20 protein-coding genes, 1 tRNA gene and 2 pseudogenes are annotated in these 25979 nt (G+C 51.7%); 10 read left to right on the forward strand and 13 right to left on the reverse strand.

Features of this window, described 5'->3' with window-relative positions; genetic code table 11:
* Nucleotides 1-4 precede the first annotated feature (4 nt).
* The 3 genes from hcp to aqpZ all read right to left on the reverse strand — a co-directional run bounded on the left by hcp (nt 5) and on the right by aqpZ (nt 3853).
* On the reverse strand, nt 5-1657 hold the full coding sequence (hcp, locus tag ACJHX7_RS00685; protein WP_000458844.1) for a hydroxylamine reductase: 1653 nt from the start codon (nt 1655-1657) through the stop codon (nt 5-7).
* 143 nt (nt 1658-1800) lie between these two features.
* Nucleotides 1801-2700 carry an L-lysine exporter LysO gene (gene lysO / locus ACJHX7_RS00690; RefSeq protein ID WP_094030284.1) on the reverse strand — a complete coding sequence of 300 codons (900 nt, stop codon included), beginning with the start codon at nt 2698-2700 and terminating at the stop codon, nt 1801-1803.
* A gap of 457 nt (nt 2701-3157) precedes the next feature.
* Complete coding sequence (aqpZ, locus tag ACJHX7_RS00695) at nt 3158-3853, reverse strand: aquaporin Z (protein ID WP_000488716.1); 696 nt, start codon at nt 3851-3853, stop codon at nt 3158-3160.
* Nucleotides 3854-4278: 425 nt separating this feature from the next.
* Between aqpZ and ACJHX7_RS00700 the strand changes: the two genes are divergently transcribed.
* A complete protein-coding gene (locus ACJHX7_RS00700; protein ID WP_000599806.1) occupies nt 4279-5937 on the forward strand; it encodes an ATP-dependent endonuclease in 1659 nt (552 codons plus the stop codon).
* Here the strand turns inward: ACJHX7_RS00700 and ACJHX7_RS00705 are convergent.
* Nucleotides 5934-6890 (reverse strand): VirK/YbjX family protein, encoded by a 957-nt coding sequence (locus ACJHX7_RS00705; RefSeq protein WP_001355621.1) that lies wholly within the window; start codon nt 6888-6890, stop codon nt 5934-5936. The two genes, ACJHX7_RS00700 and ACJHX7_RS00705, sit on opposite strands and share 4 nt — an antisense overlap.
* Nucleotides 6891-7040: 150 nt before the next feature.
* Between ACJHX7_RS00705 and macA the strand changes: the two genes are divergently transcribed.
* A complete protein-coding gene (macA, locus tag ACJHX7_RS00710; RefSeq protein ID WP_000746460.1) occupies nt 7041-8156 on the forward strand; it encodes a macrolide transporter subunit MacA in 1116 nt (371 codons plus the stop codon).
* Complete coding sequence (gene macB, locus ACJHX7_RS00715) at nt 8153-10099, forward strand: macrolide ABC transporter ATP-binding protein/permease MacB (protein ID WP_094030411.1); 1947 nt, start codon at nt 8153-8155, stop codon at nt 10097-10099. The genes macA and macB overlap by 4 nt, the downstream gene beginning before the upstream one ends.
* A 72-nt stretch (nt 10100-10171) precedes the next feature.
* Here the strand turns inward: macB and cspD are convergent, their stop codons facing one another.
* A complete protein-coding gene (gene cspD, locus ACJHX7_RS00720) occupies nt 10172-10396 on the reverse strand; it encodes a cold shock-like protein CspD (protein ID WP_000410785.1) in 225 nt (74 codons plus the stop codon).
* Nucleotides 10397-10545: 149 nt separating this feature from the next.
* Between cspD and yljB the strand changes: the two genes are divergently transcribed.
* From yljB to ACJHX7_RS00740, 4 genes are all read left to right on the forward strand, one after another.
* Complete coding sequence (yljB, locus tag ACJHX7_RS00725) at nt 10546-10620, forward strand: protein YljB (RefSeq protein ID WP_001406719.1); 75 nt, start codon at nt 10546-10548, stop codon at nt 10618-10620.
* A gap of 98 nt (nt 10621-10718) precedes the next feature.
* Nucleotides 10719-11039 (forward strand): ATP-dependent Clp protease adapter ClpS, encoded by a 321-nt coding sequence (gene clpS, locus ACJHX7_RS00730; protein ID WP_000520781.1) that lies wholly within the window; start codon nt 10719-10721, stop codon nt 11037-11039.
* 30 nt (nt 11040-11069) lie between these two features.
* The gene (clpA, locus tag ACJHX7_RS00735) at nt 11070-13346 is read left to right on the forward strand and encodes an ATP-dependent Clp protease ATP-binding subunit ClpA (RefSeq protein WP_000934041.1); all 2277 of its coding nucleotides are present in this window, start codon (nt 11070-11072) and stop codon (nt 13344-13346) included.
* Nucleotides 13347-13366: 20 nt separating this feature from the next.
* Nucleotides 13367-13501, forward strand: coding sequence for a hypothetical protein (locus ACJHX7_RS00740; protein ID WP_261785415.1), 135 nt, complete (start codon nt 13367-13369; stop codon nt 13499-13501).
* A gap of 251 nt (nt 13502-13752) precedes the next feature.
* On the opposite strand, the gene ACJHX7_RS00745 is transcribed toward ACJHX7_RS00740, so the two are convergent.
* The 8 genes and pseudogenes from ACJHX7_RS00745 to trxB all read right to left on the reverse strand — a co-directional run bounded on the left by ACJHX7_RS00745 (nt 13753) and on the right by trxB (nt 19919).
* Nucleotides 13753-13840, reverse strand: a tRNA-Ser gene (locus ACJHX7_RS00745).
* A gap of 253 nt (nt 13841-14093) precedes the next feature.
* Nucleotides 14094-14312: a translation initiation factor IF-1 gene (gene infA, locus ACJHX7_RS00750; protein WP_001040187.1), complete on the reverse strand. Its 219-nt coding sequence runs from the start codon at nt 14310-14312 to the stop codon at nt 14094-14096.
* Nucleotides 14240-14392: pseudogene (locus ACJHX7_RS00755) on the reverse strand (hypothetical protein); the annotation flags it as partial. The gene infA and the pseudogene ACJHX7_RS00755, both read right to left, overlap by 73 nt.
* Nucleotides 14393-14451: 59 nt before the next feature.
* Nucleotides 14452-14596, reverse strand: a pseudogene (locus ACJHX7_RS00760) (hypothetical protein); the annotation flags it as partial.
* Complete coding sequence (aat, locus tag ACJHX7_RS00765) at nt 14597-15301, reverse strand: leucyl/phenylalanyl-tRNA--protein transferase (RefSeq protein WP_001241678.1); 705 nt, start codon at nt 15299-15301, stop codon at nt 14597-14599.
* 41 nt (nt 15302-15342) lie between these two features.
* Nucleotides 15343-17064, reverse strand: coding sequence for a heme ABC transporter ATP-binding protein/permease CydC (gene cydC / locus ACJHX7_RS00770; protein WP_094030412.1), 1722 nt, complete (start codon nt 17062-17064; stop codon nt 15343-15345).
* On the reverse strand, nt 17065-18831 hold the full coding sequence (gene cydD / locus ACJHX7_RS00775) for a heme ABC transporter permease/ATP-binding protein CydD (RefSeq protein ID WP_032171020.1): 1767 nt from the start codon (nt 18829-18831) through the stop codon (nt 17065-17067).
* Between the two features lie 122 nt (nt 18832-18953).
* Entirely contained in the window at nt 18954-19919 is a 966-nt protein-coding gene (gene trxB, locus ACJHX7_RS00780) for a thioredoxin-disulfide reductase (protein ID WP_000537432.1), read from the reverse strand.
* A 544-nt stretch (nt 19920-20463) separates the two neighbouring features.
* Here trxB and lrp point away from each other — a divergent pair.
* The 3 genes from lrp to lolA all read left to right on the forward strand — a co-directional run bounded on the left by lrp (nt 20464) and on the right by lolA (nt 25969).
* Complete coding sequence (lrp, locus tag ACJHX7_RS00785) at nt 20464-20958, forward strand: leucine-responsive transcriptional regulator Lrp (RefSeq protein ID WP_000228473.1); 495 nt, start codon at nt 20464-20466, stop codon at nt 20956-20958.
* A gap of 134 nt (nt 20959-21092) precedes the next feature.
* Nucleotides 21093-25199: a DNA translocase FtsK gene (ftsK, locus tag ACJHX7_RS00790; RefSeq protein ID WP_094030413.1), complete on the forward strand. Its 4107-nt coding sequence runs from the start codon at nt 21093-21095 to the stop codon at nt 25197-25199.
* A gap of 158 nt (nt 25200-25357) precedes the next feature.
* Nucleotides 25358-25969, forward strand: coding sequence for an outer membrane lipoprotein chaperone LolA (lolA, locus tag ACJHX7_RS00795; protein ID WP_001295343.1), 612 nt, complete (start codon nt 25358-25360; stop codon nt 25967-25969).
* Nucleotides 25970-25979: the final 10 nt, after the last annotated feature.

The raw sequence follows: 25979 nt of genomic DNA on the forward strand, positions 1-25979 counted from the left end.
CTCCTTACGCGCTCAACAGTTGCTTCATGTCTTCTTCAACAGTGGTGATAGAACGCAGGCCGAATTTCTCGTTCAGCACCGCCAGCAGGTCTGGTGTCAGGAAACCAGGTGCAGTCGGGCCGGTGACGATATTTTTCACACCCAGAGAAAGCAGCGTCAGCAGAATGACAATCGCTTTCTGTTCAAACCAGGAGAGCACCAGCGACAGCGGCAGATCGTTGACTCCGCAGCCCAGTTTCTCTGCCAGCGTTACCGCCAGAATAATTGCTGAGTAAGCATCGTTACACTGACCAGCATCTACCAGACGCGGCAGACCTTCGATATCGCCAAACTCAAGTTTATTAAAGCGATATTTACCGCAAGCGAGGGTCAGGATCAGGCAGTCATCCGGCACGCTGGTGGCGAAATCGGTGAAGTAGTGACGCTCGCCGCGTGCGCCGTCACAGCCGCCAAGCAGGAAGATATGACGCAGTTTTTCACGGCTCACCAGATCAATCAGCATATCGGCTGCGCCAAGCAGTGTCTGGCGACCAAAGCCCACGGTGATCAGGTGCGGAATTTCGCTGTACGGGAAGCCCGCCATCTGTTGCGCCTGGGCGATGACCGCAGAGAAATCTTCGCCATCCAGATGACGCACACCCGGCCAGCCAACGATGCTGCGGGTCCAGATACGATCGTCATAAGCGCCTACGGTTGGGTCGATGATGCAGTTCGAGGTCATCACGATGGGGCCAGGGAAACGAGCGAACTCCACTTGCTGATTCTGCCAGCCGCTGCCGTAGTTACCGACCAGATGCTTGAATTTACGCAGCTCCGGGTAGCCATGCGCAGGCAGCATTTCACCGTGGGTGTAGACATTAACGCCCGTGCCTTCGGTCTGTTCCAGCAGGTTGTAGAGATCTTTGAGATCGTGACCGGAAATCAGAATGCATTTACCTGCCGTCGCTTTGACGTTGACCTGGGTTGGCGTCGGGTGACCGTATTTACTGGTTTCGCCTGCATCCAGAATGCTCATCACTTTGAAGTTCATCTGGCCGATTTCCATTGAACACTCAAGAAGCGCGTTCATATCGGCAGGCCAGGTCCCCAGCCACGCCATGATTTTATGGTACTGGGCATAAATATCGTTGTCGTATTGACCGAGAACGTGTGCGTGTTCCATATAGGCCGCCGCACCTTTCAGGCCATACAGGCAGAGCAGACGCAGGCCGAGAATGTTTTCGCCAATCGCAGCTTTATCTTTATTGGGAGTAAATTCCGCCGCCTGACGTTGCAGCTCGCCGAGATCGTCACTCACCAGTTGCAGGTCAGCCATCGGGTTATCGACGCGGGCGTTGGCATCTACAGCCAGGCACTGTGCTTTCAGCGCCTCGCGCAGGGCAATCGCTTCACGAGCGTAGCCGACAATACGCGGAGAATCGAAGTTAACGTTGGTCAGGGTTGAGAAAAAGGCACGTGGCGCAAAGCTGTCTACATCGTGGTTGATGATGCCGTATTCACGTGCTTTCACTGCCCAGGCCGAAAGCCCTTGCAGCGTCGCGATGAGTAAATCCTGAAGGTCAGAGGTTTCCGCCGTTTTACCACACATCCCCTGCGCGTATGAGCAGCCGTTTCCTGCCGGAGTACGGATAGTTTGTTCACATTGCACACAAAACATGATCACACCTTTTAAAGTTATATTTAATATACATGTTTAAGGTTAAGACGCTTAACGCGGGGATAAAAGAGATTTTTAATGCAACTTTAAGGGAGATTGATTTAGCGCAATTTTGGCGGCAGGGATCTACCGCCAGAGAGGTATTATGCAGAGAAAAAGGCGATGAGAATCGGCACTAACAGACTAAGAATAAAACCGTGAACAATCGCCGCCGGGACCATATCCAGCCCGCCTGTACGTTGAAGAACGGGCAGGGTGAAATCCATCGACGTCGCACCGCATAAGCCCAGTGCAGTAGAGCGGCTACGGCGAATCAGCCCAGGGATTAACATAATAGCAATCAGCTCACGGGCCAGATCATTAAAAAACGCCGCGCTCCCGATTACTGGACCAAAAGATTCGGTCAATAAAATACCGGAAAGAGAATACCAGCCGAAACCGGAGGCCATTGCCAGCGCGGTATTGATGGGAAGATCAAGAATAAAGGCGTTAATTAAACCACCAATTAATGAACTGGCAACCACCACCACGGCGACAATCATTCCCCGGCGATTAAGGACAATCTGCTTTAAGGTCATGCCATTATTGCGCAACTGAATACCGACGAGGAAAAGTAGCAGAATTAAGGTGTATTCACTGGCTTCGGTCGCGTGTTGTAAGAAAGCCAGTCCACTCAGACCAATGGCAAAACCAATCACTACTACGCCGCACAGTTTTAGCGACTCCAGTGCCATCGCAATACGCGACGGGAGTTTTTCTTGCTGATGGTGATTGCGCCATGGCAGACCGCGCTCCAGCCACATCAGGGCGGCAATATTACACAGTAAAATAACGGTAATACTGACAGCAGAATAATGCAGAATCGCCAACAGGTTACTGGCGAGGTTATCGAGAAACGCCAGACTGATACCCATAAAAAAGAGAATGAGGTAAACCATCCAACTTAATAGCTGATTAATAACTTTTAATGCAGCTTTTTGGCGAAGCGGAATGAGGTAACCCAAAATCAGGGGAACCAGAATGATTAACAGCCCAGAAAACATGAAAACCCAGTCCTTGCAAAGATGAAGTCGAAATGCGCGATGACACACTACTGAAAGCGGAAGGACGAGTAAAGTTGCAATTAAAAGGAAATGTTATGCATCAGAGGGGGATTTTTAATTCTATATTAGTGTTTAGCATTGTTGCGCTCCTTTCATGTGCAATGCCATATAAAGCCACTGGCGCAGGGAGCGCGCAGGGGGCGGCCAGTCGCCGCCGCCCCCTGCACCCCCGGGCTCTGGCGAACAAAATCGCCGCTGCGCGGTACCTTCAGCTTATCCCCTTCGGCTACCGGGTCGGGCGCGAGGTAACGTCCCTGTAAGACGCGCCCTCAGCCCACATCCATGTGGGCTGCCCCGGCCTTCGGGGAACGCTTCAGCGATTTTGACGCCACCAACACCCGTGCGGTTTGTAACGTCGAAGATAAAACAACCAGGGCAGATAAAATGCCAATGCTAATTAATTACGTTTTTCCAGTAGAGTCCGGTAAATCAGACCACCGATAATACCGCCGACAATTGGCACCACCCAGAAGAACCACAGTTGTTCTAACGCCCAGCCGCCCTGGAAGATAGCAACCGCGGTGCTGCGCGCCGGGTTAACAGAAGTGTTAGTCACCGGAATACTGATTAAGTGAATCAGGGTTAAGGCCAGACCAATAGCGATCGGCGCAAAACCTGCCGGAGCGAATTTGTCGGTTGCGCCGTGGATCACTAACAGGAAGCCCGCACTCAATACCAGTTCAACTACCAGCGCGGAAAGCATGGAATAACCGCCTGGCGAATGCTCGCCATAACCGTTAGAAGCAAAACCGCTGGCTGCCGCGTCAAAACCCGTTTTACCACTGGCAATTAAATACAGCAGCGCCGCCGCAACAATACCGCCGACAACCTGGGCAATTACGTAGCCAACGACTTCTTTTGCCGGAAAACGTCCGCCAGCCCATAAGCCAATAGTGACCGCCGGGTTAAAATGACCACCAGAAATATGACCAACAGCAAAGGCCATTGTCAGAACGGTCAAACCGAATGCCAGCGCCACGCCGGCAAAACCAATGCCTAATTCCGGGAAGCCTGCGGCCAGTACGGCACTACCACAGCCACCAAAAACAAGCCAGAAAGTACCAAAACATTCAGCTGCTAATTTTCTGAACATATCCACCTCAATTAAAAATTGACCCTGTGAAAAATATGGTCGTTTTATAGGGTCGTCGTAAAAAAGTGACGACGGAAATAATGCGCGGCTATTTTAAAAACGAAGGCGAGTCATTCACCAGATAAATAAATCCAGTAAATTTGATTTAGGGCAACAGCGGGTTGCCCCATATAGTCATTTGTCTGATTGACAGTGTAGTGCAAGCAAAAGATTTAATCCTTTAGGCGTAATAAAAAATAATTTATCATGCTAATTATTTGATTTTGTTGTTTTTGCAGGCTTATCAGCAAGAGGGAGTATAACGCGATTATTCGCTCATTTTTCAGACATTTGCCATGCTTAAATGTGATGTCATCACGTATTAGCATGGCCTTTCCCGTTATACTGCCAGCGTAAAGGATAAGTCACATATTTCTGGAGGGGATATGATTCTTGAGCGCGTTGAAATTGTGGGTTTTCGCGGTATCAACCGTTTGTCGTTGATGCTGGAACAAAACAACGTCCTGATTGGGGAGAACGCGTGGGGTAAATCCAGCTTGCTGGACGCCTTAACCCTGCTGCTATCGCCAGAATCAGATCTCTACCATTTTGAGCGCGACGATTTCTGGTTCCCGCCGGGAGATATCAACGGACGGGAACATCATCTGCATATTATTTTGACCTTCCGCGAATCGCTGCCAGGCCGACATCGGGTACGCCGCTATCGGCCACTGGAAGCGTGCTGGACGCCATGCACCGATGGCTATCACCGTATTTTTTATCGTCTGGAAGGGGAGAGTGCGGAAGACGGCAGCGTGATGACACTCCGCAGTTTTCTCGATAAAGACGGACATCCGATTGATGTCGAGGATATTAACGATCAGGCACGCCATCTGGTGCGTTTAATGCCGGTGCTGCGCTTGCGTGATGCCCGTTTTATGCGCCGTATTCGTAACGGCACGGTGCCAAATGTCCCTAATGTGGAAGTCACCGCGCGCCAGCTCGATTTCCTCGCCCGTGAGTTGTCCTCACATCCGCAAAATCTCTCTGATGGACAGATTCGTCAGGGACTTTCCGCAATGGTACAGCTGCTTGAGCATTATTTCTCTGAGCAGGGGGCCGGACAGGCGCGATATCGTTTAATGCGGCGGCGAGCCAGCAATGAGCAACGAAGCTGGCGCTATCTGGATATCATCAACCGGATGATTGACCGACCTGGTGGGCGCTCGTATCGGGTTATTTTGCTCGGCCTGTTTGCTACTTTGTTGCAGGCAAAAGGCACATTGCGACTGGATAAAGACGCCCGTCCATTGTTGCTGATCGAAGATCCAGAAACCCGTTTACACCCCATTATGCTTTCAGTTGCCTGGCATCTGTTGAATCTTCTGCCATTGCAGCGCATCGCTACTACCAACTCGGGAGAGTTGCTTTCGTTAACGCCGGTAGAGCATGTTTGCCGACTGGTACGTGAGTCCTCGCGCGTTGCCGCCTGGCGTCTGGGGCCGAGTGGTTTGAGTACCGAAGATAGCCGACGCATCTCTTTCCACATTCGTTTTAATCGTCCATCATCGCTGTTTGCACGCTGCTGGCTGCTGGTGGAAGGGGAAACAGAAACCTGGGTTATCAACGAACTGGCGCGCCAGTGTGGACACCATTTCGATGCCGAAGGGATTAAGGTCATTGAATTTGCCCAGTCCGGGCTAAAACCACTGGTGAAATTTGCCCGGCGAATGGGGATTGAATGGCATGTACTGGTCGATGGCGATGAAGCAGGGAAGAAATATGCCGCTACGGTACGCAGCCTGTTGAATAACGATCGGGAAGCCGAACGAGAACATTTAACGGCGTTACCGGCGCTGGATATGGAACATTTTATGTATCGCCAGGGATTTTCCGATGTGTTCCACCGCGTGGCGCAAATCCCGGAAAATGTACCGATGAATCTGCGCAAAATTATCTCGAAAGCGATCCATCGCTCTTCCAAACCCGATCTTGCCATTGAAGTGGCAATGGAGGCCGGACGTCGTGGTGTGGATTCCGTACCGACGCTGCTGAAAAAAATGTTCTCACGCGTGCTGTGGCTGGCGCGCGGTCGCGCGGATTAACCGCGAAACATCGTGGCCATTTGTGGCTGAATAGCGTCGAGCATCTCATAGCGCCGACGGTATTCAGCCCGTTTTTTACTGGCGATTTCGGCAATCTCTTTTCGTGCTATCTGTGCTGGAAGGCGGTAATGGCGTTCAGCATCACATACGCCGCCAACCGATTCCCAGAAAGCGTTGTAATCAGCGTGGATCTTGCCTTCTTTATCGCGATAACGCAGGCTGCGGTAAATATGCGTTTCATTGCTGACGGCAATAATCTGCTCTACCTGCAAACGTTGGGCAAACAGACAGGCCGCTTCCATCACGAGGCGTTTGGGAAATAGCCCGTGGCAGGCTTTCGTCGCATTCTGGATTTCCTGATGTGGGATTTCCCATTTTGCGCCTTGCAGTCCGCCAATAAACATTGTTCTTTTCCCCTGATATTCACACAGGGTAAACGTGATCTCTGCCAGAGGAATACCTTCGCTGTTGCGAAACAGGATGGTGCTGTCACCTTCTTTATCCATTGAGATCATCATGGTCAGCTCAAGTGTGAACTGCTCGCCGTTTTTGCCTTCCAGCTTCGCCAGTTGCAGCCCGGGGGTATTCAAATATAAGCTGAATTCTTCCGCCGACATACACCCGCGGAGTAACGCATAATGGTAACGTAACGCCTCCAGCAATTGCTTACGGCTAAGATTCGCCGCAAGGTAAGGGCGATGCAGACGCACAGGCAGTCGCGGCTGGCGCGTTAACAACACATTGAGATTAGGCCAGTGGGAAAGTTCGTTCATCCACTCAACGCTTAAACGCGGCATAATCAACGAGCGCAGCAAAAATTTCTGGCGAAAACTACGGCGATGCCAGAATTTACCCGGCCGACACTGTCCACGTGCCAGACTAAGAAAAAGTGACAGGCTGCTGAGAGATTCAGATGGCGTAAAGGTCCGTTCAGTTAGCTGCGACATATTCATGAAATCAATGGTTATACATGACGTCGATTTCACCATTGCGTATCTTAACCAAACATCAATAGTGTGATTACTAACGTAAATTTTAGGGTTTTGTTGATATTTCGTTGAAGTTAATGACCCGGATTGGCATATGGAGTATTCAGAATATTTATGAAAAAGCGGAAAACCGTGAAGAAGCGTTACGTTATTGCGCTGGTGATAGTCATCGCCGGACTGATTACGTTATGGAGAATTCTTAACGCCCCCGTGCCGACTTATCAGACACTGATTGTGCGCCCCGGTGATTTACAGCAAAGCGTGCTGGCGACCGGAAAGCTGGACGCGCTGCGTAAGGTTGACGTGGGCGCGCAGGTCAGCGGTCAGTTGAAAACGCTGTCGGTGGCGATTGGCGATAAAGTAAAAAAAGACCAGCTTTTAGGGGTTATTGATCCTGAACAGGCTGAAAACCAGATTAAGGAGGTGGAAGCAACGCTGATGGAGCTACGCGCGCAGCGGCAGCAGGCGGAAGCGGAGCTGAAACTGGCGCGGGTGACGTATTCCCGTCAGCAACGTCTTGCACAAACGCAAGCGGTTTCACAGCAGGATCTCGATACCGCCGCGACGGAGATGGCTGTGAAACAGGCGCAAATTGGCACCATTGACGCGCAAATCAAGCGCAATCAGGCCTCTCTCGATACGGCTAAAACCAATCTCGATTACACTCGCATCGTTGCCCCGATGGCCGGGGAAGTCACGCAAATCACCACTCTGCAAGGCCAGACGGTGATTGCCGCACAACAAGCACCGAACATTCTGACGCTGGCAGATATGAGTACCATGCTGGTAAAAGCGCAGGTTTCTGAAGCGGATGTAATCCACCTGAAGCCGGGGCAAAAAGCCTGGTTTACGGTGCTTGGCGATCCACTGACGCGCTACGAGGGGCAAATCAAGGATGTGCTACCGACGCCGGAAAAGGTTAACGACGCTATTTTCTATTACGCCCGTTTTGAAGTACCCAACCCCAATGGTTTGCTGCGGCTGGATATGACCGCGCAAGTGCATATTCAGCTCACCGATGTGAAAAATGTGCTGACGATCCCTCTGTCGGCGTTAGGCGATCCGGTTGGCGATAATCGTTATAAAGTCAAATTGTTGCGTAATGGTGAAACACGCGAGCGTGAAGTGACGATTGGCGCACGTAACGATACCGATGTTGAGATTGTCAAAGGGCTGGAAGCTGGCGATGAAGTGGTGATTGGTGAGGCCAAACCAGGAGCTGCGCAATGACACCCTTGCTCGAATTAAAGGATATTCGTCGCAGCTATCCTGCCGGTGATGAGCAGGTTGAGGTGCTGAAGGGCATCAGCCTCGATATTTATGCCGGTGAGATGGTGGCGATTGTCGGCGCTTCAGGTTCCGGTAAATCGACCCTGATGAATATTCTCGGCTGCCTGGATAAGGCCACCAGCGGCACCTATCGCGTCGCCGGTCAGGATGTTGCCACGCTGGACGCCGATGCGCTGGCGCAACTACGCCGCGAGCATTTCGGCTTTATTTTCCAGCGTTACCATTTGCTTTCGCATTTAACCGCCGAGCAGAACGTTGAAGTACCCGCCGTCTATGCTGGTCTTGAGCGGAAACAGCGGCTGCTTCGCGCCCAGGAGTTGCTGCAACGACTGGGGCTGGAAGACCGTACAGAGTATTATCCGGCACAGCTTTCGGGTGGTCAGCAACAGCGTGTCAGCATCGCGCGGGCATTGATGAACGGCGGTCAGGTAATTCTTGCCGATGAACCAACCGGCGCACTGGACAGCCATTCTGGCGAAGAGGTGATGGCGATCCTGCATCAGCTGCGCGATCGCGGGCATACGGTGATTATCGTTACCCACGATCCGCAGGTCGCTGCTCAGGCCGAGCGGGTGATCGAAATTCGCGACGGTGAAATTGTGCGCAATCCTCCCGCCATTGAAAAAGTGAATGTTGCTGGCGGGACGGAACCTGTTGTCAACACGGCGTCTGGCTGGCGGCAGTTTGCCAGCGGTTTTAACGAGGCGCTGACGATGGCATGGCGGGCGCTGGCAGCGAATAAAATGCGTACTTTACTGACCATGCTGGGGATTATTATCGGTATTGCGTCGGTGGTTTCAATTGTCGTGGTGGGCGACGCCGCCAAACAAATGGTGCTGGCGGATATTCGTTCTATTGGTACGAATACTATTGATGTCTATCCCGGGAAAGATTTTGGCGATGACGATCCGCAATATCAGCAGGCGCTGAAGTACGATGACTTAATCGCCATCCAAAAACAACCGTGGGTCGCCTCAGCCACACCTGCCGTCTCGCAAAACCTGCGCCTGCGTTATAACAATGTTGATGTGGCTGCCAGTGCCAATGGCGTGAGCGGCGATTATTTTAATGTCTATGGCATGACCTTCAGTGAAGGGAACACCTTTAATCAGGAGCAGCTGAACGGTCGTGCGCAGGTCGTGGTTCTCGACAGTAATACTCGCCGCCAGCTTTTCCCCCATAAAGCAGATGTGGTTGGCGAGGTGATTCTGGTCGGCAATATGCCCGCCAGAGTCATTGGTGTGGCGGAAGAAAAACAGTCGATGTTTGGTAGCAGTAAAGTGCTGCGTGTCTGGCTGCCATACAGCACGATGTCCGGGCGAGTTATGGGTCAGTCGTGGCTGAACTCCATTACTGTCAGGGTGAAAGAAGGCTTTGACAGCGCTGAGGCGGAACAGCAACTCACGCGTTTACTTTCACTGCGCCACGGTAAGAAGGATTTCTTTACCTGGAACATGGACGGCGTCTTGAAAACCGTTGAAAAGACCACACGTACTTTACAACTGTTTCTGACGCTGGTGGCGGTGATTTCGCTAGTGGTGGGCGGTATTGGTGTAATGAATATTATGCTGGTGTCAGTGACCGAGCGGACGCGGGAAATTGGCATTCGCATGGCTGTAGGTGCGCGAGCAAGTGATGTGTTGCAACAGTTCCTGATCGAAGCCGTACTGGTTTGCCTGGTCGGTGGCGCGTTGGGAATAACACTGTCACTGTTAATTGCTTTCACCTTGCAGCTTTTCTTACCCGGCTGGGAGATTGGTTTTTCACCGTTGGCGCTGCTGCTGGCGTTTCTCTGCTCGACGGTCACCGGGATTTTATTTGGCTGGTTACCCGCACGAAATGCGGCACGACTGGATCCAGTAGATGCTCTGGCTCGAGAGTAATTTTTGAGATAAAAATGCCAGCCGATCGGGCTGGCATTTTGCCTTTAGGATGTACACAATGAGACAGAAGAGCTATGCGACTGCCGCTTCTACTTCGACGGGCACAATAACACTGGCGTGATTGCCTTTTGGCCCCTGGTGGACATCAAACTGAACGGATTGTCCAGCTTTTAGCGTTCTGTAACCATCCATCTGAATGGTGGAATAATGAGCGAAAATATCTTCGCCGCCGCCTTCAGGGCAGATGAAACCAAACCCTTTGGCATTGTTGAACCACTTAACAGTACCCTTTTCCATGCTTCGACATCCTTCGCAAATCTTATACAAGTAAGATGGAATAAACCGGGGTCAGAGAGGGGGCTGTTCAAAACCTCGCCAACTCTAGAAATACAATTTAGAGAATTAGGGCGAGCCGTCAAGCATTTGACAGGGGCCAGGGGGCAGGTATGAATCAAAAATTTGAAGCAGTTAACGCTATTGACAGGAATGTGACAGATGTCGCTGATGCCAACGATAGATGATAGTTATCTATCATGTGGAGTAGATTGGTCAGGCAAATAAGCTCTTGTCAGCGGCAGGGCGTTCTGCCGATAACCGTAACCGAAGATGATAACTGACAATGGGTAAAACGAACGACTGGCTGGACTTTGATCAACTGGCGGAAGAAAAAGTTCGCGACGCGCTAAAACCGCCATCTATGTATAAAGTGATATTAGTCAATGATGATTACACTCCGATGGAGTTTGTTATTGACGTGTTACAAAAATTCTTTTCTTATGATGTAGAACGTGCAACGCAATTGATGCTCGCTGTTCACTACCAGGGGAAGGCCATTTGCGGAGTCTTTACCGCCGAGGTTGCAGAAACCAAAGTGGCGATGGTGAACAAGTACGCGAGGGAGAATGAGCATCCATTGCTGTGTACGCTAGAAAAAGCCTGAATGCAGGCATAAAAATTGGGGGAGGTGCCTATGCTCAATCAAGAACTGGAACTCAGTTTAAATATGGCTTTCGCCAGAGCGCGCGAGCACCGTCATGAGTTTATGACCGTCGAGCACTTGTTACTGGCGCTGCTCAGTAACCCATCTGCCCGGGAGGCGCTGGAAGCGTGTTCTGTGGATTTGGTTGCGCTCCGTCAGGAACTGGAAGCCTTTATTGAACAAACCACACCCGTTCTGCCTGCCAGTGAAGAGGAGCGCGACACACAGCCGACGCTGAGTTTTCAGCGTGTACTGCAACGTGCGGTCTTCCATGTCCAGTCCTCCGGTCGCAATGAGGTTACCGGTGCAAACGTTCTGGTCGCTATCTTTAGCGAACAGGAGTCGCAGGCGGCATATCTGTTGCGCAAACATGAAGTCAGCCGTCTCGATGTGGTGAACTTTATCTCTCATGGCACGCGTAAAGACGAGCCGACACAGTCTTCTGATCCTGGCAGCCAGCCAAACAGCGAAGAACAAGCTGGTGGGGAGGAACGTATGGAGAATTTCACGACGAACCTGAATCAGCTTGCGCGAGTGGGCGGAATCGACCCACTGATTGGTCGTGAGAAGGAGCTGGAGCGTGCTATTCAGGTTCTCTGCCGTCGCCGTAAAAACAACCCGCTGCTGGTGGGGGAATCTGGTGTCGGTAAAACCGCGATTGCGGAAGGTCTTGCCTGGCGAATTGTTCAGGGCGATGTGCCGGAAGTGATGGCTGACTGTACGATTTACTCTCTCGATATCGGTTCTCTGTTAGCGGGCACTAAATATCGCGGCGACTTTGAAAAACGTTTTAAAGCGTTGCTCAAGCAGCTGGAGCAGGACACTAACAGCATCCTGTTTATTGATGAGATCCACACCATTATCGGTGCGGGTGCAGCGTCTGGTGGCCAGGTCGATGCGGCTAACCTGATCAAACCGCTGCTCTCCAGCGGTAAAATTCGCGTAATTGGTTCGACAACCTATCAGGAGTTCAGCAACATTTTCGAGAAAGACCGTGCTCTGGCGCGTCGCTTCCAGAAAATTGATATTACTGAACCGTCGATCGAAGAAACTGTTCAAATCATCAATGGCCTGAAACCGAAGTATGAAGCGCACCACGACGTGCGTTATACCGCAAAAGCGGTGCGTGCGGCGGTAGAGTTGGCGGTGAAATACATTAACGATCGTCATCTGCCGGATAAAGCGATTGATGTTATCGACGAAGCGGGCGCTCGCGCGCGTCTGATGCCGGTCAGCAAACGCAAGAAAACCGTTAATGTGGCGGATATTGAGTCCGTGGTGGCCCGTATTGCACGCATTCCAGAGAAGAGTGTTTCTCAGAGTGACCGCGATACCCTGAAAAACCTCGGCGATCGCCTGAAAATGCTGGTCTTCGGTCAGGATAAAGCCATTGAGGCGCTGACTGAAGCCATTAAGATGGCGCGTGCAGGTTTAGGTCACGAACATAAACCGGTCGGTTCGTTCCTGTTTGCCGGCCCTACCGGGGTCGGGAAAACAGAGGTGACGGTACAGCTTTCGAAAGCTTTGGGCATTGAGCTTCTGCGCTTTGATATGTCCGAGTATATGGAACGCCATACCGTCAGCCGTCTGATTGGTGCGCCTCCGGGATACGTTGGTTTTGATCAGGGGGGGCTGCTGACCGATGCGGTAATCAAGCATCCGCACGCGGTACTGCTGCTGGACGAAATCGAGAAAGCGCATCCGGACGTGTTCAATATTCTGTTGCAGGTGATGGACAACGGTACGCTGACCGATAACAACGGACGCAAAGCGGACTTCCGTAACGTGGTGCTGGTGATGACCACCAACGCCGGGGTACGGGAAACTGAGCGCAAATCCATTGGTCTTATCCACCAGGATAACAGCACCGATGCGATGGAAGAGATCAAGAAGATCTTTACGCCGGAGTTTCGTAACCGTCTCGACAACATTATCTGGTTCGATCATCTGTCAACCGACGTGATCCATCAGGTGGTGGATAAATTCATCGTCGAGTTGCAGGTTCAGCTGGATCAGAAAGGTGTTTCTCTGGAAGTGAGCCAGGAAGCGCGTAACTGGCTGGCTGAGAAAGGTTACGACCGGGCAATGGGCGCTCGTCCGATGGCGCGTGTCATCCAGGACAACCTGAAAAAACCGCTCGCCAACGAACTGCTGTTTGGTTCGCTGGTGGACGGCGGTCAGGTCACCGTCGCGCTGGATAAAGAGAAAAATGAGCTGACTTATGGATTCCAGAGTGCACAAAAGCACAAGGCGGAAGCAGCGCATTAATCTAATTGTCAGGTAGGTTGGTGAAGTCCGTAATCTCGAAAGAGGTTGCGGACTTTTTATTTATGGGGTGGAACGGTGAAAACCCTATTTTTGGAGGTAAAGGTAAGTTGTTGATAATTAGTGCTGCTGGAAAAGGTAAGGATAAAAAAGGGTGACAGCAGGAAAATGAGATGGTTTTGCTTTATTAACAACGGACTAAACGTGTAGTATTTGAGTTCACTGCCGTACAGGCAGCTTAGAAAGGAACAATCTTGCAAAGGCTGTGAAAGTTGGCGTTCACTGCCGTACAGGCAGCTTAGAAATTCACTGGTAACATACTCCACCCGCCCACCATGTTCACTGCCGTACAGGCAGATAAAATGCGAAAAAAAAAGCTCGCACTTTCGTACGAGCTCTTCTTTAAATATGGCGGTGAGGGGGGGATTCGAACCCCCGATACGTTGCCGTATACACACTTTCCAGGCGTGCTCCTTCAGCCACTCGGACACCTCACCAAATTGTTTTGCTGCCTGACCTCATGGGGGGCAACGGGGCGCTACTATAGGGAGTTGGAGTAAAACGGTCAAGAAGAATTTTAATGATAATTATTGTTTGCTCATACTGTAAACAAGTTGTGCAGTATATCTACATCGAGACAAGTTATGGATTTATACTTCCAAAGTACTTCATACATATCACAAAATAAAAAGGCCGGTTAAACCGACCTTTTACTCGTTCTTTCTCTTCGCCCATCAGGCGGTAAAACAATCAGCGACTACGGAAGACAATGCGGCCTTTGCTCAGGTCGTACGGGGTCAGTTCAACAGTCACTTTGTCGCCCGTCAGGATGCGGATGTAGTTTTTGCGCATTTTACCGGAGATGTGTGCAGTAACCACGTGACCGTTTTCTAACTCTACGCGGAACATGGTATTAGGCAACGTTTCAAGAACGGTACCTTGCATTTCAATATTGTCTTCTTTGGCCATCTAATCCTCTGGGGTATCACTACCGTAATTTGAACCGGCAAGATAATGCCGAAGTTCTGTAAATAAGTAAAGATTTGCGCGCTAAATCGCAACAAACAGGTTCGGCACATTACTCCGAAAACACACGGCTAAGCCGCACCAAAAGCGCAACGTATAAGGGAGCGGTGAGATAAACGATGGGCGTTACCTGACGCGAAAAATTCCTTATCGGCAGCGGGGTAATGAGCGTAACCAACTCTGCGACCGCAATTATAACACTCTGGGGAGAAATGTGCCGAAAACATTCATTCTTGTGGTGAAAACAAGCACCGTGGTACCCAGAAATTATTCGGCAATCGTCCGAGGCGCATTTGATTGAGATAATTGAGGTAATCCCGGCGGGGAATTTCGCAGGCACCAAGCGACGCTGTGTGATCGTTAAGTACCTGGCAGTCGATAAGCTTACCGCCATGACCAATAAATTCCTCACAGAATACCAGAAGCGCCGTTTTAGACGCATTTTCCATCCGGCTGAACATGGACTCGCCACAAAATAGCGTTCCCTGGGCCACGCCGTACATACCGCCGACAAGCTCATCTTCACGCCAGACTTCAATAGAGTGGGCATGACCGAGTTCGTGAAGGCGATGGTAGGCTTCGACCACGCCACGCGTGATCCAGGTTCCTTCTTCGCGATCGCTGGCACAGCCTTCAATGACCTGACCAAAAGCGTAATTCATCGTGACTCGATAGGGCGAGCGTTTATGAAATCGCTTCATACTACGGCTGATATGCAGTGATTCTGGCCATAGCACCGCGCGGGGATCGGGCGACCACCAGAGGATGGGGTCGCCTGGAGAAAACCACGGAAAAATACCACGCTGGTAAGCCATTAACAGGCGCGCAGGGCTAAGATCGCCCCCCAGTGCCAGCAGGCCGTTAGGCTCACGTAATGCGCCTTCCGGGGAAGGGAAGGCTATTGAATGGCGAGAAAGCTGAACCAGGCGCATGACCGCAAAACTCCACGCAAGTCGGATCGTTCAATAATAGCTTACAAACCCTGCTTAAACTGGTAATAACGCCCCTGTCGGGCAAGCAGTTCTGCGTGAGTACCTTGCTCAATAATTTGCCCGTTGTCCATCACTATTATCTGTTGGAAACGAGAGAGTCCGCGAAGTCGATGGGTGACCATTAACACCGTTTTCTCACGCATCATTTCTGCAAGCAATTCAAGGATCTGACTTTCGGTTGTGGCATCTAAGCCTTCTGTAGGCTCGTCCAGCAGTACCAGTGGCGCATCATGTAACAGCGCACGGGCGATAGCCAGACGGCGCAGTTCACCACCGGAGAGCTGGCGTCCGCCTTCACCTAACCAACTGTTGAGACCTGCATCCTCGAGCAGCTTCTCCAGACCAACGCGACGCAAGATCTCCGCCAGAGCCTCATCACTACTGCCAGGTGAGGCGAGTAACAGATTATCACGCAGCGGGGCGCTAAACAGATGCACTCGCTGTGGCACAACGCTGATGGTCTGTCGTAGAGTCGCTTCATTCAGGCTGGCTATGGGGCTATCGTTAAGCAAAACCTCGCCCTGTTGCGGGTCCCATGCGCGGGTCAGCAGTTGTAACAATGTTGATTTGCCGCATCCGGTTCGCCCGAGAATCGCTATATGTTCTCCGGCGTTTACCTGAAGAGAAATCCCTTTAAGTGCCTGTTGGGATTGCTCCGGATAAGTGAACTGAACATCCCGTAACGTCAGCGAAACGCGATCGGCAACACGAGTTTGGGTATCAGGGAAGGTGACTTCCGGTTTTTGATCCGTTAAGTCAGTGATCCGTACGGCAGAGGCAATGACTTGCCCCAGATGCTGAAATGCACCCGTTACTGGTGCCAGTGCTTCAAACGCGGCTAACGCGCAGAAGACAAACAGGGCAATTAACGCGCCGGGTTGAGCATTGCCGCCAACGCCGCCAGACGCCATCCACAGCATCAGGATCACCGCTAACGCGCCAATGAGCAGCATTATCGCTTGCGACAATGCGGTGAGTTCAGATTGACGACGTTGCGCTTCCAGCCACTGAATTTCGGTATTCTCTAACTGCGTGCGATAACGATCGCTGGCACCAAAAATGGTCAGCTCAGCTTGCCCTTGCAGCCAGGCCGTCAGTTGTTGGCGATACTGCCCGCGAAGATGAGTCAGATTTTGCCCGGTGCTTTTTCCCGCACGATAAAACAGTGGTGGCATCAGGAAAAGCGTCAGTAACATAATGCCGCCCAGCGTAAAGGCGAGGGTGAAATCAAGGAAACTTAACCCGATTGTCACCACCATAATCACCACAAAAGCGCCTACCAGCGGTGAGATAACGCGCAGGTAAAGATGATCGAGCGTATCAACATCCGCCACCACGCGGTTGAGTAATTCGCCCTGACGATAGCGCGCCAGTCCGGCAGGGGAGAGGGGCAGTAATTTGCTGAAGGTGTAAATGCGCAGATGCTGCAACACGCGGAAAGTCGCATCGTGACTTACCAGGCGTTCAAAATAGCGCCCGGCAGTACGGGTGATTGCTGCGCCACGCACGCCCGCAGCGGGTAGCATATAGTTGAAGCTGTACAGTCCGGCAACCCCCGCAACCGCTGAGGCGGAGAGGAACCAGCCCGAAAGTGTCAACAGACCGATGCTGGCGAGCAGCGTGACAATTGCCAGCACGATACCAAGACTTAACATCCATTTATGACGTTTATACAGTGCCAGATAGGGTAGCAAAGCGCGCATTTAAATCTCCTCCTGACGATGGGCCAGTAATGTGGCGAATGGGCCACCAGCCACACTTAATTCCGCGTAACGTCCTTGCTCAATAATCTGACCATCCTGCATTACCCAAATGACATTCCAGTCAGCAAGATCTTCTAACTGGTGGGTGACCATTAACGTTGTCTGGCGCAGAGAGGCGGCATTAAGCGCCTCCATTACGCGCTGTTCACTGTGAGCATCAAGGCTGGCAGCGGGTTCATCCAACAGTAATAGCGAACAGGGATTCAGTAATGCTCGGGCCACCGCCACGCGCTGCGCCTGCCCCACGGAAAGGCGGGCAGCCTGGTCACCAACAGGCGTATCAACGCCTTGTGGCAGGGGCGGTAGAAACTCACTGACCCAGGCGTTATCCAGTGCTGCTTGTAACTCGTGTTCGTTGGCATCAGGTCGCGCCAGTAGTACGTTATCCCGTAGTGTTGCTGCCGGTAATTGTGGGTTTTGCCCAACCCAGGAGAGATGTTTACGCCATGATTCTGGTGATAAATCGCGTAATTCTATCCCGTTGATTCGTAGCGATCCCTGATATGAGAGAAAACCAGAAAGCGCGTTCAGCAGTGAGCTTTTACCTGAACCGCTGCGACCAACCAACACTGCACGTTGGCCTGCTGGCAAAGTAAAGTTCAGCGGTCCGGCCAGCGTTTTACCTTCTGGTGATGTAATAAACAGCTCCTCGGCTTCAATGGTCACCGGATCGGTCGATGCTAATTCCGCCTCACCACGCTGCGGATGGGCAAGCGGGGTTTCCATAAACGTTTTCAAACTGTCAGCTGCACCAACAGCCTGGGCTTTAGCATGATAAAACGTACCGAGATCGCGTAATGGCTGGAAAAACTCCGGCGCAAGGATCAGGGCCAGAAAACCCGCAGCCAGCGTCACGCCAGTATCGTAGTGACCAAAATCCAGCTCGCCGAGATAGGAAAAACCAAAGTAGACCGCCACCAGCGCAATTGACAGCGAGGTAAAAAATTCGAGAATGCCGGAGGATAAAAACGCCAGCCGTAGCACTTCCATTGTCCGTTGGCGGAAATCTTCCGAAGCAGAACGAATACTTTCAATTTCAGCTTCACCACGACCAAAAATACGCAGTGTTTCCATGCCGCGCAGGCGATCGAGGAAATGCCCACTTAAGCGAGCAAGAGCGAGAAAGTTACGTCGGTTAGCATCGGCAGCCCCCATTCCAACCAGCGCCATAAACAACGGAATTAACGGTGCTGTGCCCAGCAGAATGAGCGCCGCAGCCCAGTTAGAGGGGAAGATCGCCACCACAATCAGCAACGGCACCGACACTGCCAGCGCCATTTGCGGCAGGTAGCGTGCATAGTAATCATGCATATCGTCAATTTGCTCGAGTACCAGCGTCGCCCAGCTCCCCGCCGGTTTACCCTGAATCCACGCTGGCCCTGCTTGTTGCAGACGGTCGAGAACCTGACGGCGGATGGCAAAGCGGATATGCTGCCCGGCGTGATAACCCACCCGTTCGCGTAACCAGACCACCCATGCGCGCAGTACAAAGGTCAGAACCAGTAACGTAAAGGGAAGCAGCAGGGCTTCACGGGGAATATTCTCCATAATCATATGTTGCAGAATTCGCGCCATGAACCAGGCCTGGGCAATGATCAATATGCCGCTCACAAAGCCCAGCAGACGAGAAATATTCAGCCAACGTTGGGAGATGACGCTTTGCTGTTTTAACCAGCGGGTTAACTCTTTTTGACGGGATTTATTCATTGCACGCTTAGCAGGTGAGTTATCAGAATTATTTGCAGAGCAATGTTACAACGAGGAAAAAATAAAGGCGACCCATAGTCGCATGGTGTCGCCTTCTTTACTTTTGTTACTGATTTGTAAAATTATTTTGCGTCAGCTAAACCATCGAGGTAGCGTTCCGCATCAAGTGCTGCCATGCAGCCTGTACCAGCAGATGTAATAGCCTGGCGATAAATGTGATCCATCACGTCGCCTGCGGCAAAGACGCCAGGGATGCTGGTCTGGGTGGCATTACCATGAATACCCGACTGTACTTTGATGTAGCCGTTTTCCAGTTCCAGCTGCCCTTCGAAAATAGCCGTATTCGGGCTGTGACCGATAGCAACAAACAGACCGGCAACGTCGAGTGACTCGATGTTATCGCTGTTTTGCGTATCGCGCAGACGAACGCCAGTGACGCCCATCTGATCGCCGGTCACCTCTTCCAGCGTACGGTTGGTGTGTAGAATGATGTTGCCGTTCTCCACTTTATCCATCAGACGCTTAATAAGGATTTTTTCCGCGCGGAAACCGTCACGGCGGTGAATCAGATGCACTTCCGAAGCGATGTTAGACAGATACAGCGCCTCTTCAACCGCGGTATTGCCGCCGCCGATGACCGCAACTTTCTGGTTGCGATAGAAGAAACCGTCGCAGGTAGCACAAGCAGAAACCCCACGGCCTTTAAAGGCTTCTTCAGATGGCAGGCCGAGATAGCGTGCAGAAGCTCCGGTGGCAATAATCAGCGCGTCGCAAGTATATTCGCCGCTATCGCCAGTCAGACGGAACGGACGATTTTGCAAATCAACTTTGTTGATGTGATCAAAGATGATTTCAGTTTCAAATTTGGTGGCATGTTCGTGCATGCGCTCCATTAATAACGGACCGGTTAGATCGTTTGGATCGCCAGGCCAGTTTTCCACTTCCGTGGTGGTGGTCAGTTGGCCGCCTTTTTCCATGCCGGTAATCAGCACAGGTTGCAGGTTGGCGCGCGCCGCGTAGACAGCAGCGGTGTATCCCGCCGGGCCTGAACCCAGGATAAGCAGTTTACTGTGTTTGGTCGTGCCCATGAGATCCCCATAGTTGTTGGCAGACAATGGGCAGGATTGTAGGGAATTTACAGACGTAAAAAAAGAGTATGACGATTTTGTTAACAATTTGTGCAATCGGCAGCATCGATAAGCAGGTCAAATTCTCCCGTCATTATCACCTCTGCTACTTAAATTTCCCGCTTTATAAGCCGATTAAATGATGAATAAACGCCCCTGTTAATGAATATCTGGCATGTTGTACTAAAAATCGATGTTTTGCTTTGACAATCCCCTGGTGTTTTGCGAAAACATTCGAGGAAGAAAAAAAACAGTATTCTTATATGCGCATAACCATGCATGTAAATACCATGTTTACCGTGCTAGTGAAATCTACGTATGGCGTGGACAGACGCCATTCGTGATGTCGATAGCTGCCACAAGGCAACGGTCTTCTCACCGTAGACCCAGGCATTGCGCGCCGTGAATCTTCATGATTTCGGTCTATCGTGACGGGTAGCGACTCTGAACAGTGATGTTTCAGGGTCAGACAGGAGTAGGGAAGGAATACAGAGAGACAATAATAATGGTAGATAGCAAGAAGCGCCCTGGCAAAGATCTCGACCGTATCGATCGTAACATTCTTAATGAGTTGCAAAAGGATGGGCGTATTTCTAACGTCGAGCTTTCTAAACGTGTGGGACTTTCCCCAACGCCGTGCCTTGAGCGTGTGCGTCGGCTGGAAAGACAAGGGTTTATTCAGGGCTATACGGCGCTGCTGAACCCCCATTATCTGGATGCATCACTTCTGGTATTCGTTGAGATTACTCTGAATCGTGGCGCACCGGATGTGTTTGAACAATTCAATACCGCTGTACAAAAACTTGAAGAAATTCAGGAGTGTCATTTAGTATCCGGTGATTTCGACTACCTGTTGAAAACACGCGTGCCGGATATGTCAGCTTACCGTAAGTTACTGGGGGAAACCCTGCTGCGTCTGCCTGGCGTCAATGACACACGGACATACGTTGTTATGGAAGAAGTCAAGCAGAGTAATCGTCTGGTTATTAAGACGCGCTAACACGGAACAGGTGCAAAATCGGCGTATTTTGATTACACTCCTGTTAATCCATACAGCAACAGTACTGGGGTAACCTGGTACTGTTGTCCGTTTTAGCATCGGGCAGGAAAAGCCTGTAACCTGGAGAGCCTTTCTTGAGCCAGGAATACACTGAAGACAAAGAAGTCACATTGACAAAGTTAAGTAGCGGCCGCCGCCTTCTGGAGGCGTTGCTGATCCTTATTGTCCTGTTTGCCGTCTGGTTGATGGCTGCCTTACTAAGCTTTAACCCTTCGGACCCCAGCTGGTCGCAAACGGCCTGGCATGAACCTATCCATAATTTAGGTGGGATGCCCGGTGCGTGGTTGGCAGATACGCTGTTCTTTATTTTTGGCGTGATGGCTTACACCATTCCCGTCATTATTGTCGGCGGTTGTTGGTTTGCCTGGCGTCATCAGTCCAGCGACGAATACATTGATTATTTTGCCGTTTCGCTACGCATCATTGGCGTTTTGGCGCTCATCCTTACCTCCTGTGGTCTGGCGGCAATCAACGCTGACGATATCTGGTATTTTGCCTCCGGTGGCGTCATTGGCAGCTTACTGAGCACTACGCTACAACCACTGCTACACAGTAGCGGGGGAACTATTGCACTGCTCTGCGTTTGGGCTGCGGGTCTGACGCTGTTCACCGGTTGGTCATGGGTGACCATTGCTGAAAAACTCGGCGGCTGGATTTTAAACATTCTCACCTTCGCCAGTAATCGTACCCGTCGCGATGATACCTGGGTCGATGAAGATGAGTATGAAGATGACGAAGAGTATGAAGATGAAAATCACGGCAAACAGCATGAATCACGCCGTGCCCGTATTCTTCGCGGCGCGCTAGCGCGTCGTAAACGGTTGGCGGAAAAATTCATTAATCCGATGGGGCGGCAAACAGACGCTGCGTTGTTCTCCGGTAAGCGGATGGATGATGAAGAAGAGATTACCTACACTGCACGCGGTGTGGCTGCCGACCCTGACGACGTCCTCTTTTCGGGCAATCGTGCAACGCAGCCAGAATATGACGAGTACGATCCATTATTAAACGGTGCGCCAATTACCGAACCTGTTGCTGTAGCAGCTGCTGCTACCACGGCGACACAAAGCTGGGCTGCACCGGTTGAACCTGTGACTCAGACGCCGCCAGTTGCCTCTGTTGATGTTCCACCTACGCAACCTACAGTAGCCTGGCAGCCTGTACCGGGGCCGCAAACAGGAGAACCGGTTATTGCACCTGCACCGGAAGGTTACCCACAGCAGTCACAATATGCGCAGCCTGCAGTGCAATATAATGAGCCGCTGCAACAACCTGTACAGCCACAGCAGCCGTATTATGCGCCTGCGGCTGAACAACCTGTGCAACAACCTTACTACGCTCCTGCGGCGGAACAACCTGTTCAGCAACCGTATTACGCCCCTGCGCCAGAACAACCGGTGGCAGGTAACGCCTGGCAAGCCGAAGAGCAGCAATCCACTTTTGCTCCACAGTCTACATACCAGACGGAGCAAACTTATCAGCAGCCAGCTGCTCAGGAGCCGTTGTACCAACAGCCGCAACCCGTTGAACAGCAGCCTGTTGTGGAGCCTGAACCCGTTGTAGAAGAGACAAAACCCACGCGTCCGCCGCTTTACTATTTTGAAGAAGTGGAAGAGAAGCGAGCCCGTGAACGTGAACAACTTGCGGCCTGGTATCAACCGATTCCAGAACCGGTTAAAGAACCGGAACCGATCAAATCTTCGCTGAAAGCACCTTCTGTTGCAGCAGTACCTCCAGTAGAAGCCGCTGCCGCTGTTTCTCCGCTGGCATCTGGTGTGAAAAAAGTGACACTGGCGACGGGGGCTGCCGCAACCGTTGCCGCGCCAGTCTTCAGTCTGGCAAATAGCGGTGGACCGCGTCCGCAGGTCAAAGAGGGGATTGGCCCGCAGTTGCCACGACCGAAACGCATCCGCGTGCCAACTCGTCGTGAACTGGCGTCTTACGGTATTAAGCTGCCCTCACAGCGTGCGGCAGAAGAAAAAGCCCGTGAAGCCCAGCGTAATCAGTACGATTCTGGCGATCAGTACAACGATGATGAAATCGATGCGATGCAGCAGGATGAACTGGCACGTCAGTTCGCCCAGACGCAGCAGCAACGCTATGGCGAACAGTATCAACATGATGTGCCCGTGAACACAGAAGATGCAGATGCTGCGGCAGAGGCAGAACTGGCTCGTCAGTTTGCTCAAACTCAACAACAACGTTATTCCGGCGAACAACCGGCTGGGGCGAATCCGTTCTCGCTGGATGATTTTGAATTTTCGCCAATGAAAGCGTTGCTGGATGATGGTCCACACGAACCGCTGTTTACGCCAATTGTTGAACCTGTACAGCAGCCGCAACAACCGATTGCACCGCAGCAACAGTATCAGCAGCCGCAGCAACCAGTTGCGCCGCAGCCGCAGTATCAGCAGCCGCAACAGCCGGTTGCACCGCAGCAGCAATATCAGCAGCCGCAACAGCCGGTTGCACCACAGCCGCAATATCAGCAGCCGCAACAGCCAGTTGCGCCGCAGCCGCAGTATCAGCAGCCACAACAACCGGTTGCGCCGCAGCAGCAATATCAGCAGCCACAACAGCCAGTTGCGCCGCAGCCGCAGTATCAGCAGCCACAACAGCCAGTTGCGCCACAGCCGCAGGATACCCTGCTTCATCCGCTGTTGATGCGTAATGGCGACAGCCGTCCGTTGCATAAACCGACGACGCCGCTGCCTTCTCTGGATTTGTTGACACCTCCGCCGAGCGAAGTGGAGCCGGTAGATACCTTTGCTCTTGAACAAATGGCGCGTCTGGTGGAAGCGCGTCTGGCTGATTTCCGTATTAAAGCCGATGTCGTCAATTACTCTCCGGGGCCAGTTATCACTCGCTTTGAACTTAACCTGGCACCTGGCGTAAAAGCGGCGCGCATTTCTAACTTGTCACGGGACCTTGCCCGTTCACTTTCGACGGTGGCGGTGCGTGTCGTTGAAGTTATTCCTGGCAAACCCTATGTAGGTCTGGAGTTACCGAATAAAAAACGACAAACCGTTTATCTACGCGAAGTTTTGGATAACGCCAAATTCCGCGATAATCCGTCGCCATTAACCGTGGTGCTGGGTAAAGATATCGCCGGTGAGCCGGTGGTTGCCGATCTGGCGAAAATGCCGCACTTGTTGGTTGCGGGGACTACCGGTTCCGGTAAGTCTGTCGGTGTGAACGCGATGATCCTGAGCATGCTTTATAAAGCACAGCCAGAAGATGTTCGTTTCATCATGATCGACCCGAAAATGCTGGAGCTTTCGGTTTATGAAGGCATTCCACACCTGTTAACGGAAGTCGTTACTGATATGAAAGATGCCGCCAACGCGCTGCGCTGGTGTGTTAACGAGATGGAGCGTCGTTATAAACTGATGTCTGCGCTGGGTGTGCGTAATCTGGCGGGTTATAACGAAAAAATTGCTGAAGCCGATAGGATGATGCGTCCGATTCCAGACCCGTACTGGAAGCCGGGTGACAGTATGGATGCCCAGCATCCGGTGCTGAAAAAAGAACCGTACATTGTGGTGTTGGTGGACGAATTTGCCGACCTGATGATGACGGTAGGTAAAAAAGTGGAAGAGCTGATAGCACGTCTGGCGCAAAAAGCCCGTGCCGCGGGTATCCACCTCGTACTGGCAACGCAGCGTCCATCGGTTGATGTTATTACTGGTCTGATTAAAGCGAATATTCCGACCCGTATCGCCTTTACCGTATCCAGTAAGATTGACTCACGTACCATTCTTGATCAGGCTGGCGCGGAATCACTGCTGGGTATGGGGGATATGCTTTACTCTGGGCCGAACTCCACGTTGCCGGTACGTGTTCATGGTGCTTTTGTTCGCGATCAGGAAGTTCATGCCGTGGTGCAGGACTGGAAAGCGCGTGGCCGCCCACAGTATGTTGATGGCATCACCTCCGACAGTGAAAGCGAAGGTGGCGCGGGCGGTTTCGATGGCGCTGAAGAACTGGATCCGTTGTTCGATCAGGCGGTGCAGTTTGTCACTGAAAAACGCAAAGCATCAATTTCTGGCGTACAGCGTCAGTTCCGCATTGGTTATAACCGTGCAGCGCGTATTATCGAACAGATGGAAGCGCAGGGGATTGTCAGCGAACAGGGGCACAACGGTAATCGTGAAGTGCTGGCCCCACCGCCGTTTGACTAATTAATGCATCGTATGCCGGAAAAGGCGCGGTAGCGTCGCATCCGGCACTCTATCAACTGAAAATTCAGTATTTTCTTCTTTCCTCAAGCTGATTATTAGCCTGGAATAGAGAGTAGAGGGAGCTCCCGGTCGGGAGTGACGTAATTTGAGGAATAATGATGAAAAAAATTGCTATCACCTGTGCATTACTCTCAAGTTTAGTAGCAAGCAGCGTTTGGGCTGATGCCGCAAGCGATCTGAAAAGCCGCCTGGATAAAGTCAGCAGCTTCCACGCCAGCTTCACACAAAAAGTGACTGACGGTAGCGGCGCGGCGGTGCAGGAAGGTCAGGGCGATCTGTGGGTCAAACGTCCAAACTTATTCAACTGGCATATGACTCAACCTGACGAAAGCATTCTGGTTTCTGACGGTAAAACACTGTGGTTCTATAACCCGTTCGTTGAGCAAGCTACGGCAACCTGGCTGAAAGATGCCACCGGTAATACGCCGTTTATGCTGATTGCCCGCAACCAGTCCAGCGACTGGCAGCAGTACAATATCAAACAGAATGGCGATGACTTTGTCCTGACGCCGAAAGCCAGCAATGGCAATCTGAAGCAGTTCACCATTAACGTGGGACGTGATGGCACAATCCATCAGTTTAGCGCGGTGGAGCAGGACGATCAGCGCAGCAGTTATCAGCTGAAATCCCAGCAAAATGGGGCTGTGGATGCAGCGAAATTTACCTTCACCCCGCCGCAAGGCGTCACGGTAGATGATCAACGTAAGTAGAGGCACCTGA

The organism is Escherichia sp. WS1451 (assembly GCF_046487365.1).
In the GTDB taxonomy this organism is placed as follows: domain Bacteria; phylum Pseudomonadota; class Gammaproteobacteria; order Enterobacterales; family Enterobacteriaceae; genus Escherichia; species Escherichia coli.

Excerpts from the sequence above, each read along its gene's own strand:
- hcp (WP_000458844.1), bottom strand. The coding sequence starts at position 1,657 with ATGTTTTGTGTGCAATGTGAACAAACTATCCGTACTCCGGCAGGAAAC.
- lysO (WP_094030284.1), bottom strand. The coding sequence starts at position 2,700 with ATGTTTTCTGGGCTGTTAATCATTCTGGTTCCCCTGATTTTGGGTTAC.
- aqpZ (WP_000488716.1), bottom strand. The coding sequence starts at position 3,853 with ATGTTCAGAAAATTAGCAGCTGAATGTTTTGGTACTTTCTGGCTTGTT.
- ACJHX7_RS00700 (WP_000599806.1), top strand. The coding sequence starts at position 4,279 with ATGATTCTTGAGCGCGTTGAAATTGTGGGTTTTCGCGGTATCAACCGT.
- ACJHX7_RS00705 (WP_001355621.1), bottom strand. The coding sequence starts at position 6,890 with ATGAATATGTCGCAGCTAACTGAACGGACCTTTACGCCATCTGAATCT.
- macA (WP_000746460.1), top strand. The coding sequence starts at position 7,041 with ATGAAAAAGCGGAAAACCGTGAAGAAGCGTTACGTTATTGCGCTGGTG.
- macB (WP_094030411.1), top strand. The coding sequence starts at position 8,153 with ATGACACCCTTGCTCGAATTAAAGGATATTCGTCGCAGCTATCCTGCC.
- cspD (WP_000410785.1), bottom strand. The coding sequence starts at position 10,396 with ATGGAAAAGGGTACTGTTAAGTGGTTCAACAATGCCAAAGGGTTTGGT.
- clpS (WP_000520781.1), top strand. The coding sequence starts at position 10,719 with ATGGGTAAAACGAACGACTGGCTGGACTTTGATCAACTGGCGGAAGAA.
- clpA (WP_000934041.1), top strand. The coding sequence starts at position 11,070 with ATGCTCAATCAAGAACTGGAACTCAGTTTAAATATGGCTTTCGCCAGA.
- infA (WP_001040187.1), bottom strand. The coding sequence starts at position 14,312 with ATGGCCAAAGAAGACAATATTGAAATGCAAGGTACCGTTCTTGAAACG.
- aat (WP_001241678.1), bottom strand. The coding sequence starts at position 15,301 with ATGCGCCTGGTTCAGCTTTCTCGCCATTCAATAGCCTTCCCTTCCCCG.
- cydC (WP_094030412.1), bottom strand. The coding sequence starts at position 17,064 with ATGCGCGCTTTGCTACCCTATCTGGCACTGTATAAACGTCATAAATGG.
- cydD (WP_032171020.1), bottom strand. The coding sequence starts at position 18,831 with ATGAATAAATCCCGTCAAAAAGAGTTAACCCGCTGGTTAAAACAGCAA.
- trxB (WP_000537432.1), bottom strand. The coding sequence starts at position 19,919 with ATGGGCACGACCAAACACAGTAAACTGCTTATCCTGGGTTCAGGCCCG.
- lrp (WP_000228473.1), top strand. The coding sequence starts at position 20,464 with ATGGTAGATAGCAAGAAGCGCCCTGGCAAAGATCTCGACCGTATCGAT.
- lolA (WP_001295343.1), top strand. The coding sequence starts at position 25,358 with ATGAAAAAAATTGCTATCACCTGTGCATTACTCTCAAGTTTAGTAGCA.